The sequence below is a fragment of the Nonomuraea sp. NPDC047897 genome, assembly GCF_043204415.1.
Taxonomy (GTDB): Bacteria; Actinomycetota; Actinomycetes; order Streptosporangiales; family Streptosporangiaceae; genus Nonomuraea.
The window spans coordinates 216,779-232,038 of sequence record NZ_JBIDCC010000005.1; the positions used below are offsets into that span (position 1 = coordinate 216,779).

The 15,260-nt window shown below is 71.4% G+C and carries 16 protein-coding genes; 4 read left to right on the top strand and 12 right to left on the bottom strand.

What is annotated here, in order from left to right; genetic code table 11:
- The first annotated feature begins 55 nt into the window (after window positions 1–55).
- Together ACGF0J_RS13675 and ACGF0J_RS13680 are read left to right on the top strand one after the other, a co-directional pair.
- Window positions 56–898 (top strand): DUF3152 domain-containing protein, encoded by an 843-nt coding sequence (locus tag ACGF0J_RS13675; protein ID WP_393145373.1) that lies wholly within the window; start codon window positions 56–58, stop codon window positions 896–898.
- Between the two features lie 104 nt (window positions 899–1,002).
- Window positions 1,003–2,118, top strand: a complete 1,116-nt coding sequence (locus tag ACGF0J_RS13680; RefSeq protein WP_393145375.1) for an MBL fold metallo-hydrolase — start codon at window positions 1,003–1,005, stop codon at window positions 2,116–2,118.
- Here the strand turns inward: ACGF0J_RS13680 and ACGF0J_RS13685 are convergent, their stop codons facing one another.
- On the bottom strand, window positions 2,119–4,293 hold the full coding sequence (locus tag ACGF0J_RS13685) for a protein kinase (RefSeq protein ID WP_393145377.1): 2,175 nt from the start codon (window positions 4,291–4,293) through the stop codon (window positions 2,119–2,121).
- Between the two features lie 268 nt (window positions 4,294–4,561).
- Here ACGF0J_RS13685 and ACGF0J_RS13690 point away from each other — a divergent pair, with 268 nt between their 5' ends.
- Window positions 4,562–5,875 carry a hypothetical protein gene (locus ACGF0J_RS13690; protein ID WP_393145379.1) on the top strand — a complete coding sequence of 438 codons (1,314 nt, stop codon included), beginning with the start codon at window positions 4,562–4,564 and terminating at the stop codon, window positions 5,873–5,875.
- Window positions 5,872–6,672, top strand: a complete 801-nt coding sequence (locus ACGF0J_RS13695) for a substrate-binding periplasmic protein (protein ID WP_393145381.1) — start codon at window positions 5,872–5,874, stop codon at window positions 6,670–6,672. Before ACGF0J_RS13690 ends, ACGF0J_RS13695 begins: the two co-directional genes overlap by 4 nt.
- Window positions 6,673–6,737: 65 nt before the next feature.
- On the opposite strand, the gene ACGF0J_RS13700 is transcribed toward ACGF0J_RS13695, so the two are convergent.
- From ACGF0J_RS13700 to ACGF0J_RS13750, 11 genes are all read right to left on the bottom strand, one after another.
- The gene (locus ACGF0J_RS13700) at window positions 6,738–7,817 is read right to left on the bottom strand and encodes an ABC transporter substrate-binding protein (protein ID WP_393145383.1); all 1,080 of its coding nucleotides are present in this window, start codon (window positions 7,815–7,817) and stop codon (window positions 6,738–6,740) included.
- Between the two features lie 275 nt (window positions 7,818–8,092).
- Window positions 8,093–8,314: a helix-turn-helix transcriptional regulator gene (locus ACGF0J_RS13705; protein WP_393145385.1), complete on the bottom strand. Its 222-nt coding sequence runs from the start codon at window positions 8,312–8,314 to the stop codon at window positions 8,093–8,095.
- 77 nt (window positions 8,315–8,391) lie between these two features.
- Window positions 8,392–8,688: a hypothetical protein gene (locus tag ACGF0J_RS13710; protein ID WP_393145387.1), complete on the bottom strand. Its 297-nt coding sequence runs from the start codon at window positions 8,686–8,688 to the stop codon at window positions 8,392–8,394.
- Window positions 8,685–10,589 (bottom strand): hypothetical protein, encoded by a 1,905-nt coding sequence (locus ACGF0J_RS13715; protein ID WP_393145389.1) that lies wholly within the window; start codon window positions 10,587–10,589, stop codon window positions 8,685–8,687. Before ACGF0J_RS13715 ends, ACGF0J_RS13710 begins: the two co-directional genes overlap by 4 nt.
- A gap of 46 nt (window positions 10,590–10,635) precedes the next feature.
- Window positions 10,636–11,490, bottom strand: a complete 855-nt coding sequence (locus ACGF0J_RS13720; RefSeq protein ID WP_393145391.1) for a hypothetical protein — start codon at window positions 11,488–11,490, stop codon at window positions 10,636–10,638.
- A complete protein-coding gene (locus tag ACGF0J_RS13725) occupies window positions 11,487–11,900 on the bottom strand; it encodes a hypothetical protein (protein ID WP_393145393.1) in 414 nt (137 codons plus the stop codon). The genes ACGF0J_RS13720 and ACGF0J_RS13725 overlap by 4 nt, the downstream gene beginning before the upstream one ends.
- A 13-nt stretch (window positions 11,901–11,913) precedes the next feature.
- Complete coding sequence (locus tag ACGF0J_RS13730) at window positions 11,914–12,348, bottom strand: hypothetical protein (RefSeq protein ID WP_393145395.1); 435 nt, start codon at window positions 12,346–12,348, stop codon at window positions 11,914–11,916.
- 2 nt (window positions 12,349–12,350) lie between these two features.
- A complete protein-coding gene (locus tag ACGF0J_RS13735) occupies window positions 12,351–12,575 on the bottom strand; it encodes a hypothetical protein (protein ID WP_393145397.1) in 225 nt (74 codons plus the stop codon).
- 160 nt (window positions 12,576–12,735) lie between these two features.
- The gene (locus tag ACGF0J_RS13740; RefSeq protein WP_393145399.1) at window positions 12,736–13,164 is read right to left on the bottom strand and encodes a hypothetical protein; all 429 of its coding nucleotides are present in this window, start codon (window positions 13,162–13,164) and stop codon (window positions 12,736–12,738) included.
- On the bottom strand, window positions 13,164–14,879 hold the full coding sequence (locus ACGF0J_RS13745; protein WP_393145401.1) for a hypothetical protein: 1,716 nt from the start codon (window positions 14,877–14,879) through the stop codon (window positions 13,164–13,166). Before ACGF0J_RS13745 ends, ACGF0J_RS13740 begins: the two co-directional genes overlap by 1 nt.
- On the bottom strand, window positions 14,876–15,250 hold the full coding sequence (locus tag ACGF0J_RS13750) for a WhiB family transcriptional regulator (protein WP_393145403.1): 375 nt from the start codon (window positions 15,248–15,250) through the stop codon (window positions 14,876–14,878). The genes ACGF0J_RS13745 and ACGF0J_RS13750 overlap by 4 nt, the downstream gene beginning before the upstream one ends.
- Window positions 15,251–15,260: the final 10 nt, after the last annotated feature.

Below are 15,260 nucleotides of genomic sequence, written 5' to 3' on the forward strand. Positions count from 1 at the left end.
GGCGGCCCATCGTATGATCGTCCCCTCCCCGCCGCGATCGAGTGGGGAGACGTGTGTGCGCCCGTCAGTGAAGTCCGTCCTGCGCGCGTCCGTGTCGCAGGCGTCGCAAGGGTCGCGGGCGTCTCAGGCGTCGCCGGAAGTGCCGGTCGTGCCGGTGTCGCCCGTCCCAGCGGCGCGTGCCGCGCTGCTCGTGGCGTCGGCGGCGGTCCTGGGGCTGCTGGCCGCCGGGTGCGGCGTGCTGCCGGCGCCGTTCCTGGAGCGGTTCCAGGAGCGGTCCCCGGCGATGCGGGGCCGTCCCTCCCCCGGTGCTGGACCGCGCGCGGACGCCGCCACGCCGCCGCGCCCGGCACGGGTGCCGCGCGCCGCGTCCGGCCGGTACGCGGTCGTGCCCGGCGCGGCCCCCGCAAGGCCGGGGCGGGGCGCCGTGGTGCGCTACCTGGTGGAGGTCGAACGCGGCCTGCCGTTCGACGGGAAGGCGTTCGCGGCGCAGGTGCACCGCATCCTGAACGACCCGCGCGGATGGGCGCGGTTCGAGCGCGTCGACCACGGCCCGGTCCGGTTGCGCGTGGCCCTGTCGAGCCCCACGCTGACCGACTCGCAGTGCCTGCCGCTGGACACCGGGGGCCGCCTGTCCTGCTGGAACGGCCACCGGTCGGTGATCAACGCGCTGCGGTGGGCGCGCGGCGTCCCGCAGTACGGGGGCGACCTGGCCTCCTACCGCAGCTACCTGGTCAACCACGAGGTGGGCCACGGGCTCGGCCACGGCCACAGCACCTGTCCGGCACCCGGCCGGCTCGCTCCCGTCATGGTGCAGCAGTCGATGTCGCTCGGCCGGTGCCGGCCCAACCCGTGGCCGTACCCGTCGAGGCGGGCGGACGGGAACGAGACGCCCTCATGATCGCGCTAACCTGGCGTCTCGCGATATATCGCCGTGACGGGAACACCGAGCGCGGCTCGGTCAGTTGAGCAACCATGAGACGGAACTCCAGGGGAGAGTGAGCGATGGCACGACTGCGGACGGCACGACGGATCCTCATGGGCGGGGCGGCCCTGGCGGCGGCGGGCTGGGCGCTGCGCGACGTGCCCGCCGAGCTGGGCGTGCGCCCCCTGACGTCAGGTCCGGACCGCGCGGCCCGGATCCGGCGCTCGCCGCAGTTCAGGGACGGCGCGTTCGTCAACCCGATGCCCGAGACCACCCTCGTGTCCACGCCGCCGGCCGGCATGGTGCGCGAGCTGGCCCGCGACCGCGACCAGCGCCGCCCGGCGGGCCCGGTGCCGCTGCGGGTGCCGTCCGCGGGCGACGCGTCGGCCGGGGTGCGGGCCGTCTGGTTCGGCCACGCGACCACGCTGGTGGAGATCGAGGGTCGGCGGGTGCTGTTCGACCCGGTGTGGAGCAGGCGGCCCTCGCCCGCCCGGTTCGCCGGCCCGAAGCGGCACCATCCGATGCCGGTGCCGCTGGGCGAGCTGCCGCAGGTGGACGCGATCGCCATCTCGCACGACCACTACGACCACCTGGACATGGCCACGGTCCGTTCGCTGACGGCTGCGCAGCGGGCGCCGTTCCTGGTGCCGCTGGGCATCGGCGCGCACCTCGAACGCTGGGGCGTGCCCGCGTACCGGATCATCGAGCTGGACTGGGAGGAGGAGGCCGAGGTCGCGGGGCTGCGGTTCGTCTCGACCGCCGCCCGGCACTTCTCCGGCCGCACGCTCACCCGCAACGACACGCTGTGGGGGTCGTGGGTGGTGGCCGGGCCGACCAGGCGGGTGTTCTACGCGGGCGACTCCGGCTACTTCGAGGGCTACCGCGGCATCGGGTCGGCGCACGGCCCGTTCGACCTGACGCTGATGCCGGTCGGCGCCTACAGCCCCGCCTGGCCCGACATCCACATGAACCCCGAGGAGGCGGTCAACGCCCACCTCGACCTGGGCGGCAGGCTGCTGCTGCCGGTGCACTGGGCGACGTTCACGCTGGCGCTGCACCCGTGGGCGGAGCCGGTGGAGCGGCTGTGGCGCGAGGCCAAGGCCCGCGACGTCTCGATCGTGGTGCCCCGGCCGGGCGAGGCCGTGGACACCGACGCCGCCCCGGCCGTGGACGGATGGTGGGAGACGCTGAGCTGATTACGGGCGGCTGTAGGTGTAGATCACGTCCATGTTCGTCGCGTTGGCCGGCATGTCGAGCAGGGTGCGCACCGCCGTGCCGGTGAAGTCGAGCACCTGTAACTGGTTCCTGGCGCCCGGTCCGGTCCACACCCAGCACACCACGTGCTCGTCGTCGTACCAGGTGGCCAGGCTGACGCACGGCGAGGTGAAGCGCTTGAGCTCGGTGCCGGTGATCGAGTCGTACACGCAGTTCGTGCCGTTGCCGAGCCCCGGGCAGTTGGTGACGAACCGCTCGCCCGTCGGCGAGAAGAGCGCCTCGGCGACCGCGGCGCCGACGTTCGGGACGTGTCTGACCCGCCGGCCGGTCGCGTCGAAGAAGCGCAGCGCCTGCTGGGTGGTGTCGTTCGCCAGGGCGACCACGCCGCTGTCGAGGTGGTCGAAGCCGTAACGGATGCCCTTGAGCGAGCCCTCTCTGAGCGAGGCGAGGCTCGCCTGCCGGGTGGCCACGTCGACGATCGCGAACCCGGTCGACTGCCACACGCCCTTGACGGGGTTGCCGAGGTTCACCAGGACGCGGGTGCTGTCGCGCGACCAGGCCTGGACGTACGCGCTGAGCGGCTGGCGGGAGGTGGCCACGGTGAAGGTGTCGCCGGTCTCCCGGTCGGTGATCCGCACGGTGTCGTGGCCGTCGACGAACTCCTTGCCGCGGCCCGCGAGGTAGCGGCCGTCGGGCGACAGCAGGTTCTCCCACAGACCCGGATATTTCGTGAAAGGACCGGTGAGGGTGTCGCGGGCGTAGTACACCCAGGTCCGCGTCTTGGGGTCGCGCAGCTTGTACGTCGTGAGCCTGACCGGGTCCGCGGGGCTCTCGTACAGGGTGCCGAACGTGTCGGCCGGGCTGGAGGTCGCCAGGCCGGTGGTGGGCACGGGCGTGCGGGTGGGGCTCGGCGACGCGGTCGAGGCCGAGGTGGTGACCGGATCCGGGCGGTCCCGGAGGTACACCACCACCACGGCGACCACGGCGATGAGCACGACGACGGCCGTGGCCGCGACGGCCACGGCCAACCCCAGCCCCTTGCTCCCGGCGGCCGGAACGGGCTGCGGCCCTCGGTACGGGCCGGGACCGGGCGCCCCGGCCGAGCCTGGAACCGGCGCACCCGCCGGGCCCGGGGCGAGACCACGAACCCCGGCCGAGCCTGGAGGCGGCGCGCCCAACGTGCCCGGGGCGGGCGCGTTGAACGGGCGCGCCCCGGACGGCCCGGACGGCCACCCGCCCGGGCCGTTCGGCGGGGCCCACGGCGGCGCTCCTCCGGGGACCGGCCCCGGTCCCCCTGGCGGCGGGCCGGGGACGGCGAGGACGGCGGTGGCCTGTGCCACGTCGGCCGGGTGCGAGGAGGGCTGCACCAGCAGGCGGCGGATCACCTGCTCGGCAGTCGGCCGCCGCGCCGGGTCCTTGGCCAGGCAGGCGGCCACCATCTCGCGCATCGTCCCGCCGAGCGGCGTGAGGTCCGGCTCCGCGTACAGGACCCGCTGGACGATCAGCGGCGCCGACTCGGCGGCGAACGGCTCGCGCCCGCCGGCGGCGTACACCATCAGGCAGCCCCACGCGAACATGTCCGCGGGCGGTCCGACGCGCTGGTCGAGGATCTGCTCCGGCGCCATGTACGCCGGGGTGCCCACGGGGGTGACGGTGATGGTGGGGGTCGCGTCGAGCGCCCTGGCGATGCCGAAGTCGATGATCCGCCAGCCCTCGCTGCCGAGCAGGACGTTGGCGGCGCTGAGGTCGCGGTGCACGATGCCGGCCCGGTGGACGGCGGCCAGCGCGGTCGCGGTGCCGATGGCCAGCCGGTACAGCGCCGCCTCGGGCCGCGGTCCCTCCCGGGTGACGACCTGCTCCAGGGACGGGCCGTCCACGTACTCGCTGACGATGTACGGCCGCCCGTCCTGGACCCCGGTGGCGAGCACCTGCGCCGTGCAGAACGGCGCCACCCTCTGGGCGGCGGCCGCCTCCCGGGCGAACCGCTCGGCCGCCACGGCGTCGGTCGCCAGGTGGGGGCGCAGCCATTTGACGGCGGCCAGACGGCCGTCCCCGTCGGCTCCGAGGTAGACGACGCCCTGGCCTCCCTCGCCGAGCCGGCCCCGGAGCGCGTAGCCCCCGAGGCTGGCGGGATCGCCGGGCCTGAGCTCAGTCACAGACGCCATAACAAGACTATTTTCACTTTTCCTTGCAAGCCGCTTGCATCGGAATCCGACCATACCCGTCACCGCCCGTCCTGGGCCTGGAGTCGGGACGAAACGATGCGGGGATCGCCGGGCGGCTCCCTCCCGACGGCCCAGCCCTCTTGCGGAGGCGCCGCGCACGCGGCCATGCTCGACGGAGCACGAGTCGATCTCCGGGAGGGACGGTGCGCACCAGGGATCCCGGCGTCCCCCGCCGGGCCACGCGGTGGCGGTGACGACGATGCCGCAGGTCCTGCGCGAGCAGGCGGTCTCCCGCCGGGTGCGGACGCTGGCCGGGCTGTCCCTGCTGGCGTTGGCGCTGCTGCTGGCCGCGGTCCTGGCCGGCGCGGCCAGCAGCAGCGCCGGCCTGCGGACGATCGGGCATGACGCCGGGCCGCAGGTGCTCGCCACCACCGGCCTGTACCGGCAGATGTCGGAGATGGACGCGCTGGTGGCCGAGGCCCTGCTGCTGGGCAGGGAGTACGGTCCGCAGCAGCAGGCCGATCTGACCGGCTACGACCAGCGGCGGCTGGAGGTCTCCGAGAGCCTCCTCAAGGCCTACCGGCTGGCCCTGGACGACCCGGCCGAGCGGCGCACCGTCGAGTCGCTGATCGAGGGGCTGGGCCGCTACGAGCGGCTGGCGGCCTGGGCCCGGCTGCTGGACAGGCAGTCCGGGCACACCGCTGGGCGGCCTCCCGACCATGTGGTCGAGGCCTATCAGCAGGCCACCGATCTCATGCACCGCGAGCTGCTCCCCCAGGCCTACAACCTGACCCTGGAGACGGGGACGATCGTCAGGCGCGCGCACGCCGCCGAGCGCTCGGCCACCTCGCTGGCCCGTTCCGCCGTCATCGTCGCCGGGCTGCTCGCGCTGGCCTGCCTGCTGACCCTGCAGATCTACCTGGCCCGCAGGTTCCGCCGGGTCTTCGCGCCGGCTCTGCTGGTCGCCGTCGTGCTCGCCGCGGCCGGCGCGGTAACCGGTACGGCGCTGCTCAACCGGCAGGGCCAGGCGCTGGAGGAGGCCAAGCGGCGCGGTTTCGACGTGGTGCTCACCCTGACCAGAGCACGGGCGATCAGCAGGAGCATGCACGGGGACCAGAGCCGCTACCTGCTCGACCGCGTCCGCAAGGACACCTACGAACACATCTTCCTGGACAAGGCCCGGACGATCGCCGCCGTCGAGTCCACCAGCCTGCCCGACTACCAGAGCAGGCTGCATCTGAACTTCCAGGGACTGCTCGGCGGCCTGACCGGCCACGACCGGCGGCGGCTCTTCGCCGCCTACCAGAGGTTCCAGCGGGCCGACGCGCGGATGCGGACGATGCCCGCCGGTGCGGCGATCAAATTCTGGGACGGCGAGCTCGCCGAGATCTACGAAGGCTACGACAAGGTGCTTGAGGAACTGGTCCGGCGGCACGAGTCCGACTTCGAGCGGGCCATCGACCGCGGCGACGAAGCCCTGGAGAGGCTGTGGCAGTCGATCCCCGCGGGGCTGGCCGCCGGCGCTCTGCTCGTCCTGGCCGGTGTCCGGCCACGCCTCAGGGAGTACCGGTGAGGAAACTGCTGATCTGCCTGATCCTGCTGCTCACCGCCTGCGGCGCCGGACGGCCGGAGTCGCTCGTGGACAAGGACGAACTGGTCGTCGCCATCCGCTCCGACGTCCCGCTGATCAGTTTCAAGCGGGAGGACGGCACCTACGACGGCTTCAACGTCGACGTGGCCAAGGATCTGCTTTCCCGGCTGGGCAAGCGGATCCGCTGGCTGGAGATCAAGGCCGGCGACCAGCTCACCGTGCTCACGGACGGGCGCGCCGACCTGGTCTTCGCCCACATGTCGGTCACCCCGGAGCGGAAGAAGTCGATCGACTTCGCCGGGCCGTACCACGTCGACTTCCAGGACATCGCGGTACGGCCCGCCGACAAGGACGCCATCCGCGACGTCCGCGACCTGAAGGGCCGCAGGATCTGCTGGGTGCGGGGCACGAACATCGCCCAGCGGATCATCGACGAGCGCCGGGTCCCGGCGATCGCCGTGCAGGCACCCGACTACGACGTCTGCCTGGAGATGATCAAGGACGGCCGGATCGACGCCATCTCGACCAACAGCCAGATCCTGGCGGGGCTGCTCACCGCGCCGGGCGTCGACCTGCACCTGGTGGGCGCGGCTTTCAACGAGCAACGGACGGCGATCGGCGTACGCAAGGGCGACATCGACGGCTGCGAGGAGCTCAACCGGTCGATCACCCAGATGTACCAGGACGGCACGGCGCACATGTTGCTCGACAAGTGGTTCGGCAAGTCGGGCATCGACCTGTCGGTGATCGCGGTCCCGCAGTTCGAGGGCTGCTCCTAGAGCAGTTCGAGGGCTGTTCCTAGAGCAGTTCGAGGGCTGTTCCTAGAGCAGTTCGAGGGCTGTTCCTAGACAGGCGGCCGGGCGATCTCCGCGCCGAACCTGTCGACGAGCGTCCGCTTGGCGCCGCCGGCGGCCTCCACGTCGTAGGGCACCAGCTTGGCCACCGCCGGGTCGGCCGCCTTGGAATGCGCGGGCACCCTGGTGTTCGTGGGCAGGGCGTAGAACTGCACCAGCGGCCCCAGGCGCTGGGACGCCCCGCTCAGCGCCCAGTCGACGTATCTGCGTGCGCTGTCCGGGTTGTGCGCCCCGGCCAGCACGGCCAGGCCGCCGAGCTCGTAACCGGTCCCCTCCCGGGGGAAGGTCACCTGCAGGTTCGGGTAGCCCTGCTCCTGCGCGGCGACGCAGTCATGGGAGAAGACGACGCCGACCGCCGCCTCCTCCTTGGCCGCCTGAACGGCGGCCGCGCTGCCGGACGAGTTGTACCTCAGCACGTTCGGGTGGAGGCGGCGCAGGTAGCCGAGCGCGGCGTCGGGATCGCGGCCGCCCAGCTCCATGTGCGTCCACAGGGCGGTGTAGGCGGTGCCGGAGGTGGCCGGGTGGGCGATGGCGACGCCCCCGCGCAGCCGTTCGTCGAGCAGCTCCTGCCAGGACCGGATCGGCCGCAGGCCGCGTTCGGCGAGCTTCTTGGTGTTGTTGCAGAAGGCCAGCACGCCGGCGTAGATCCCGCTCCAGGCGTGCTCGCGATCCGCCCACCCCGGCCGGATCTCACCGGCCACTTCGGATCTGTACGGCTCCAGCAGCCCCTGGCTCTTGGCGGCCACGTAGGAGTCGGCCGGCCCGCCATGCCACACGTCGAACTCCTGCCGCGCCCTGGCCGCCCTGATCCGCTCCAGCGCCTCCCCGCTCGACAGCCGGACGAAGTCGGCCTCCACGCCGGTGGAGTCGGAGAACCTCTTGACCATCATCGCGCACCATCGCTCGCTCGCGCCGCACGCGACAGTGATCTTGTCCCGCCTTGGCGCCGAGCAGCCCGCGGCCAGCAGAACCGCTACCAACGCGATGGCCAACGGCCTCATTGCCTCTCCCAGGAGTGCGCCGGTGTCTCGCCCGGGTGCCGATCCCATTCGACACTCCGCCGCGCGCATCACGCAACCGATCTCCGCGTTCCCCGTGCCGACGGTGACGTATGCCGGACGGTGACGCGTGCCGCCACGCGTCCGGCGCGGATCAGTAGACGGAGTTCTGACGCCACGGGTTTGCCGCCTTCGACATGTTCCTCGGATCAAGCGCCGAGCTGGCAAAACGTTCTCGTTCGTGCTCGTTGTTTCCCGTCCCTTCTCGTCCTCTAGCGGAACAGGACCGGAACAGAACGGCCCGGCATCGGAGGCACGATGCCGGGCCGTTTCTGCATTGAGGGGCCTCAGGCGGCTCCTGGCTGCGCGTACTGCGCGTCCTCCCAAGCCCTCACGTCGACCTCCCGATACCGAACGTACTTGCCAACCCGCATGTACTTCGGGCCCGTGCCGTCCGAGTTCATCTTGTAGATGGTCTTCTTCGGCACGCGGAGCCGCGTCGCCAGGTCATCCGGGGTCAGGTGCACCTCTGGCATCGCGCCCTCCACACAGTTCTCGTTCTTGCTCATCACCACACCGTCCATGTCCATTGTGGCGCAGATGACGCAACTTTCTTAATCTGACGCATCAAATACATCATCGCTGATCATTGCCCTACAGGTCCCGTCACAAGCACCATGGCGGCCGACAGCACCAGCACACTCCCGCCCAGCACACCCCACGTAGCGACCGCCAACCCCCACACCGCAACGCCCGTCAGCGCGATGCCGAGCACGGCCGCCCCATGCCGCTCCAGCTCCTCGAGCACCGCGCCGACCACCACGACCACGAGCGGCACCATCAGCGCAAGGCCTGCGCTGGCAACCTGCGCCAGCGGCGCGGCCGCCCAGACAACGGCCAGCCACGCCGCCACCATCCCGAGTCGAGACAGCGCCTCCATCACGCCTCCAGACGCTCCAGAATCTCCTCTGGCAAGGCGTAAGCCTCCGCCCCGCCCTTCGCGACCGGCCACACCTGGCCGTCCTTTACGAGCCGCTTGAGCTGGATGTTGATCTCGCTCGGCGGGGCCACCACCCGCCGCTTCAGTACGTGGTGCAGCAGCTCCCCCAGCTCCAGCGCCAGGCCGTCAGCCTCAGCGAGGACGTCGATGATCGCGGCCTTCACGTCGCCCGGCGTCGAACGCGGCCCGTCGTCGCCAGTCGCACGCTTGCCCTCGCCCGGTTTGCGTCCGGCCTTCTTCGCCTCGACGAACTCCGTGATCCAGCCCATGGTCAGCTCGTCGATCCGGCCGGCCGCCGGCTGGCGGGCGATGTGCTTCGGCTTCTCGGTGTACAGCCACCGCATCAGCGCCGGCCGCCGGTCAATGCCGGACAGATAGGCGAGGCCCTGTGTCAGCGACCCATCCTCGAACGTCATCGGCAGCAGCGACGGGTCGTGCGGGAGGCCCATCTGGTAGGCGGCGCCGGGCGTCTGCGTCCGCAGCGCACAGGCGTTCTTGCGCAGCTGCGCCCGCAGCGTCACGGACCCGCCCAGCTCGGTCATGTTCGGATCCTGGGCGACCAAGACGATGCCGCCGCCGCCCTTGCGCCACGTCTTCGCCCCGGAGGCGAGCATGCCCACGGCCCTCTTGCCGTGCACGTCGTGCTGCAGCAGTTCCGGTGCCTCCTCCAGAATGAAGAAGATCCCGGTCATGCCGCCTGCGTCGGGGTCACCGGGCACCAGGTGCGTCTTGCCTCGCCGTTCGTCGCCGTCCTCGTCCACCCACGGGATCCGCGCGAGATGGTGCACGCGGCGGCGCATCACCCAGTGCCACAGCTCCAGCTCGGACATGCAGTCGTCCTCACCGAGGGCGCAGCGGTGGGTGTTGCCGTTCCAGTCCGGCATGCTGCCACCCTGCGGGTCGAGCAGCACCGTCGCGATCTTGTCGGACAGGTGGGCCAGGCTGATCAGCGTCTCCACCGACCGGGACTTGCCGGCCTCGGAGTCGCCGACGATGATGCCGTGCCGCATGCCGCCGGACCGGGTGAAGAATGCCCAGTGGGCGGGCTGCAGGTCGTAGAAGTAGCCGATGTGGGCGCGGCCGTCCTTGCCGATGCGGGGCTGCAGGTCCTCGAACCGGCGGACCTTCGCCAGGGTGTCGCCGTCGAGCAGCGTCAGCATGGCGCGGGAGTTGTCCCGGTACGACACCGGCTCCAGCACCGCCAGCTGCGTCGAGGTCTGGAACGCCGAGGCAACCTTCCCGGCTGCCTGCATGATGTCCTTGGTCTCCTTCTCCCCCGGCACCGCGTGGATTTCGGCGCGGTACCCGGCGTCGATCCGCTTCGGCGTCGTGAGCGTCATGCCTTCGAGGGCCTTGCCTTTGGCGGCCAGGCGCTCGTTGAAGCGGTCGATGATCTGCTGCACCTTGGGGTCTACTTCGACCTGCTCGACGGTGACCGGCGGCGCCTCGACGTCGCGCTTGCCCACGGTGCCGGGCAGCGGCAGGCGGCGGTGCCTGCGCCAGTGCGCGGCTGAGAACCACAGCCATCCAGCGACGCCCGCCGCGGCGACAGACCCGTACGGGCCAGCCGCCGCGGCGGTCACCATCCACCCCGTGCCAAACGCCGCGGCACCGACGTTCCGCCGGGCACGCACAGCGCGGACCACGGGTACCGCGCAGGCGGCCGCCGCGCCCAGCATGCCCACGGCCGGCTGCTGTGTGTCCAGCAACGCTGACAGCGGAAGCGCTATTGGCGGCCACATGAACGGCGTAGCCATCACCGTGCGGTACCGCTGGCGGAACGCGATGCGCCGCACTGCGTGGGCGACCTCGCTGCTGGGCTTCTGCTTGCGGTCCTCGGGCATCGGGGTGGCGTTCCTTTCGTGTGACGGGCCACGGCGTACGGCAGGGTCAGCCCTGCGCGTACGCCTCCTTGTCGGCGACGTTGTCCACGCCGCCGACCGCCGCGTGCGCCTCGGCCACGCTGGACTGCGCGTCGGCGAGTGCGGCGATGCGCGCGTGCTGGTCGGCCAGCTGCTTAGCGGTCTCCTGCGCGGCCATCAGCGCGGTGATGAGCTCGCCGCGGCCCATGTTCTTTGTGAGGAGGCCGGCCACCTGGCCGTCGATCGCGGCCGCGACCTGCGTCATGTCGGTGTTGGCGGTGTCGTGGTCGTGCTTGAGCTGGGCGAAGCTGACGAATTCGGCGTTCACGGTGTTCCCTTCAGTGGTGATGTCGTAGCTGGTCAGGTCGATGACTGGCTTGTTGGCGGGCTTCTCGTCGGCGGCCGCCGACAGTTCGGGCGTCTCCTCCGGAACGGGGTCCTGGGAGTCCTCGGTCTCCTCGGCCTCTTCGATCACCTCGGCTTCCTCGATCTCGCGGGTGGCCTGGTAGTCGCGGTACGCCTCGCGCGCCCCGGCGGCGGCCTGCTTGCCGATCCGGACCGCGCCACCGAGGACCTTCAGCAGTCCATACGTGCCGCCGGCGACCGCCGCGGTGGCGCCGCCGGTCACCGCGAACGCGGCGGACACCCACCAGCGGAGGTTGCCGGGCGTGGGCGGCTTGCCGGACGCGGTCGGGCGGGTGAGGTACTTCTGCGCCTGGTCGTAGTGGGTGCGCGCGGCCCTGAACCCCTTGCGGAACTCGACGTCGGCCTGGGCCGCGCCGGCCCGGAGACCCTCCACGGTGGCGACGCGGGCGCCGGGCCGCTTCACGAGCGCAATGGTGACGAGTGCGGCCACGACCAGTATGAGGATGACGGGTATCACTTGCGGCCTCCCCCGACGTCAGCGGTGATGGTCTCCTGCCACGCCTTCTTGGCGTCCCGGCCAAGGTCGGCGGTGTTGAAGCCGAAGACAGTGATGGCGCTGACGACCAGCAACGTGGGGATCACCGGAGCGACGAGCACCGTGGCCCGACCGACATGGTTCGACTTGCCCCACACGTCCGCGATCCAGACGGTCACGCAGACGCCGAGCGCCACCGCGGGGACGATCGGGTGCAGTCGGCCGGTCACTGCGCGGACGATGACCTCGAAGAACGTGCCGATCAGTCCGAAGCCGGCCACGAGCATCCACCAGGAGGCGAATCTCAGCGCGGTCTTCTTCCAGATGAGCACGGCCCCGACCGCCAGCATCAGGGCGGTCGTGGCGCCGACTCCGACGAGCAGGTTGTCCACGGTGAGGGTCCTTTCAGGCGAAGAAGTGGAGGACGAAGTAGGCGACGATCGCCGCGGTGCTCAGCTCGGGCAGGTAGATGACCATGGCGGGGACGTAGAACGCGGTGTAGAGCAGCGCGCGGACCAGCAGCAGCACCCGCCAGGACCACACGAGGAAGCCGACGTCGCCGGGTAGCCACGTTGGGTCCCAACGTTCCCGCACGAACGTGACGGGCGAGGCCATGTAGGTGGGCCGCTCACGAGCGATCCAGTCCGACAGCGGGCCCTGGACGAATTCGAGGAGCTGGTCCAGCGGCGACGCCTCAGGCTTGGCGGGGAGCTTGACCTGGTCCTCGCGCAGGGGCACGACCGGGGCGAACGCCTCGGCGTGCTGCTCCTGCTCGTTGGCCGTGTCGGTCCGCTCGGCCTTCTGGCTGGGCGTGGCGTACGGCGAGCGGATGCTGCGCATGGTCACCTCCTTTGGCCGTTGACTTCGTCGGCGCTGTCGCGAAGCTCAGCGGCGTAGTGCATGTAGAGCCGGTCGCCCTCGACCTTGTCGGCGTTGTGCATGTCGGCGAGCTCGGCGGTGAGGTAGCGGACGGCCTCGTGGAGCGCGGCCTGCGCGTCCTCCGCGCCCTCGATGCGGGCGTGGAAACGGTTCTTCCGCTTCTCCCGGCGGGTGGGCTTGGTCGGCACGTGACTCCTCCCGATCGTCACGGACGGTTACGACTGGCGGGGCCGTGGTACGATCTCGCGCACGTGCGCGCACGTACACAGCGCGCGTTGGGTCGCTCCGCTGCGACGGTTTGCGGCCCTGGTCGGCGCTGAACACGGCCTCGCGGCTGTTCACTCTCGGTCACGGCCCCAGCAGATGGGCGATCACGGCGTTCCAGTCGATGTGGGCCATCTCCTCGCCGTCCGGCACCAGCTCGTAGATCTTGGTCAGCTGCTTGGCGAGCATGTCGGCCGGGGTGCGGAACACGGCCAGTAGCAGGTCTCCCTGCGTGATGCCGAGCAGCACGTGCCGGCCGTCCGAGGACGGCTCAACCCGCAGCGCGGTGCTGTCGGGCTGCGACAGGCACTCGGCCAACGCGCCCATGCCCTCCAGCAGGACCATGCGGGGCGCGACCACCGGGGAGGGCCAGTCCTCGATCTCCAGGCGGACGAAGTACGGGTCGGTCGTCCGGTACTTCATCCAGGCGTTGTGGAACTCCTCGGTGGCCTCGTCCCACAGGGGGAGGTAGCAGGCCCGCTCGATCGTCTCGTCCGTCTGCTTGGTGGTCATCAGTTCGCTCCCTTGTCGTCGCTGTTGTCGGCGGACGAGCCGTTCCCGTCCGCGTCGTCCGTCTGCTTCTCGTCCGCGTCGGACGGTCCGCCGTCCGCGTTGTTCGTCCGCGCGGACGAGGCGTTCTCGTCCGCCGTTCCATCGCCGGACGAAACCTCCGCCCGCAGCATCGCGAGCAGCCGTCCGGCGCGGTCGTTCGCGATCGTCCGTCCGCGCTTCTTCATGCCGGACTTCAGCAGGTCGCGGGTCAGCCGGACGCCGGACGAAGTGTGCTCGTCCCGGATCGTCCGTCCGAGCGGCAGCAGGTCCGTAAGGTCGTCGTGGCCTGCGATCCGTCCGCTCGTCCGCAACGTCCGTCCGCCGTCCGCAGCGCGGACCGTCCGCGCCTTCGTCCGTCCGCCGTCCGACGTCTTCGCGCCGGACCGTCCGCGCGGACGACTCTTGCCGTCCGGGCGGACCGTCCGCTTCCGCGCGTTAGTTTCGTCCGGCGTCCGTCCGCTGTCCGTCCGCTTGTCGTCCGGCGCGTCCGTCCGCTTCTGGTCCGTCGTCCGTCCGCTGTCCGTCCGGGTGCCGTCCGCCTCGTTCGTCCGCGCGGCCGAGCCGTTCTCGTCCGCCGTCCGTCCGCGCCGCAACAGGAGATCGCGAAACCGGGCGCGCGCCGTCCGCCCGTCGTCCGTCCGCCTCTCGTCCGCGCCGTCCGTCCGCACACCGTCCGTCGGACGGATTTCGCCGGCGGGCAGCGGACGGTACATCGGGAACATCCCGCCACCCACCTTGTTCACGAACCGCGCGATGTTCTGCATCGCCGCCGCGCCGTCCGGGTCCATCCCGTACAGCTCCTGCGACAGCGCGGCCATGTTGGTCAGCGCGAGCTGCAGCTGGTCCCGCTGCGCGGCGATCACCGCCGCCTGCGTCTCCTCGACGGCCGCCCGCGTCATGCTGAGCGCGCGGCGCGTCCGCACCTCCTCGATCGCCAGGTGCGGCGACTGCACGCCCTCGCTCACGGCCCACTTAAACGCCGCGAACGTCTCGCCGGTGTGCAGCACCCACCGCAGCACCGAGAACTTAGGCGCCCGCGGGTCGATCAGGCCCTGCTCGCGCAGGTCCTTGCGGTGCAGGTGCCGCGAGTGCATCGACCACAGCCACGGCGAGGCGAGCGAGCACGCCGCGAACAGCTCCGGGTAGTCCTGCACGTGCGTGTAGCTGAGGTACCCCGCGCCCGCGCCGATCAAGTACGACCACATCCGGGGCACGAACGCCGCGTCGCCCTCGCGCAGCGCGACGTGCGCGTGCCAGGACACGTACACCGCGACCGACTCGACGATCCCGGCCGCGAGCACGGCCCACAGCGGCGGCAGACCGCGCTGCATGAACGCCATCGCCTGGCCGCTGACTGCGACACCGTTGACGCCGAGGTTCGTGATGGACATGACGGCCAGGCGGCTCGCCGTGCGGGCCCGCTCGGCCCAGACCGCGCGGCGCTTCTGCCACTCCGCGCGGGTCCGCTTGGTCTTGGCTTCGGCCTCGGCAGTGATCCGGGTCTGCTCTTGCTCCGCCAGCTCCCCCGCCCTCTCGGAGAGAGCGGCGCGGTGCTCAGCCTCCTCGATCTCGCGCTTGCGCCGGGCCGCCTCGCGAAGCTCCTCCTGCTGGATACGGAGCTGCTCCGCCTCCAGCCGGGCACGCTCGCGCTCGGGGCTTGGGGCAAGCAGGCTCACGCCGCCACCCCGCCGTAGCCCTGGAGGTCCGCACCGATACCGAGCTGACGGCGCAGCTTGGGGTCGGTGCCGCCGATGACGCCGATCGGGTCGTACGGCAGGAGCCGCGCGCGCTCGACGCACTCGCCGGCCAGCCCGGTGAAGGGGCAGCCGTCGCAGCGCTTGACGGCGGTCTCGTACGCCTCGTCGTACTTGGTCCAGTTCTCGACGATGGGGAACCAGTCGTCGGGGTCAGTGCCGGGCTGGCGGCATAGCGCGTTGGACGTGAGGAGGAGCTTGTCGAGCTCGCGCAGGCGATCGGCGGCGCGGCGCTCGGGGTCGGGCTCGGATGTGACATACCTGTGGCGAGGTGCCACGATGTGGCTGGACATCGGGTCTCGG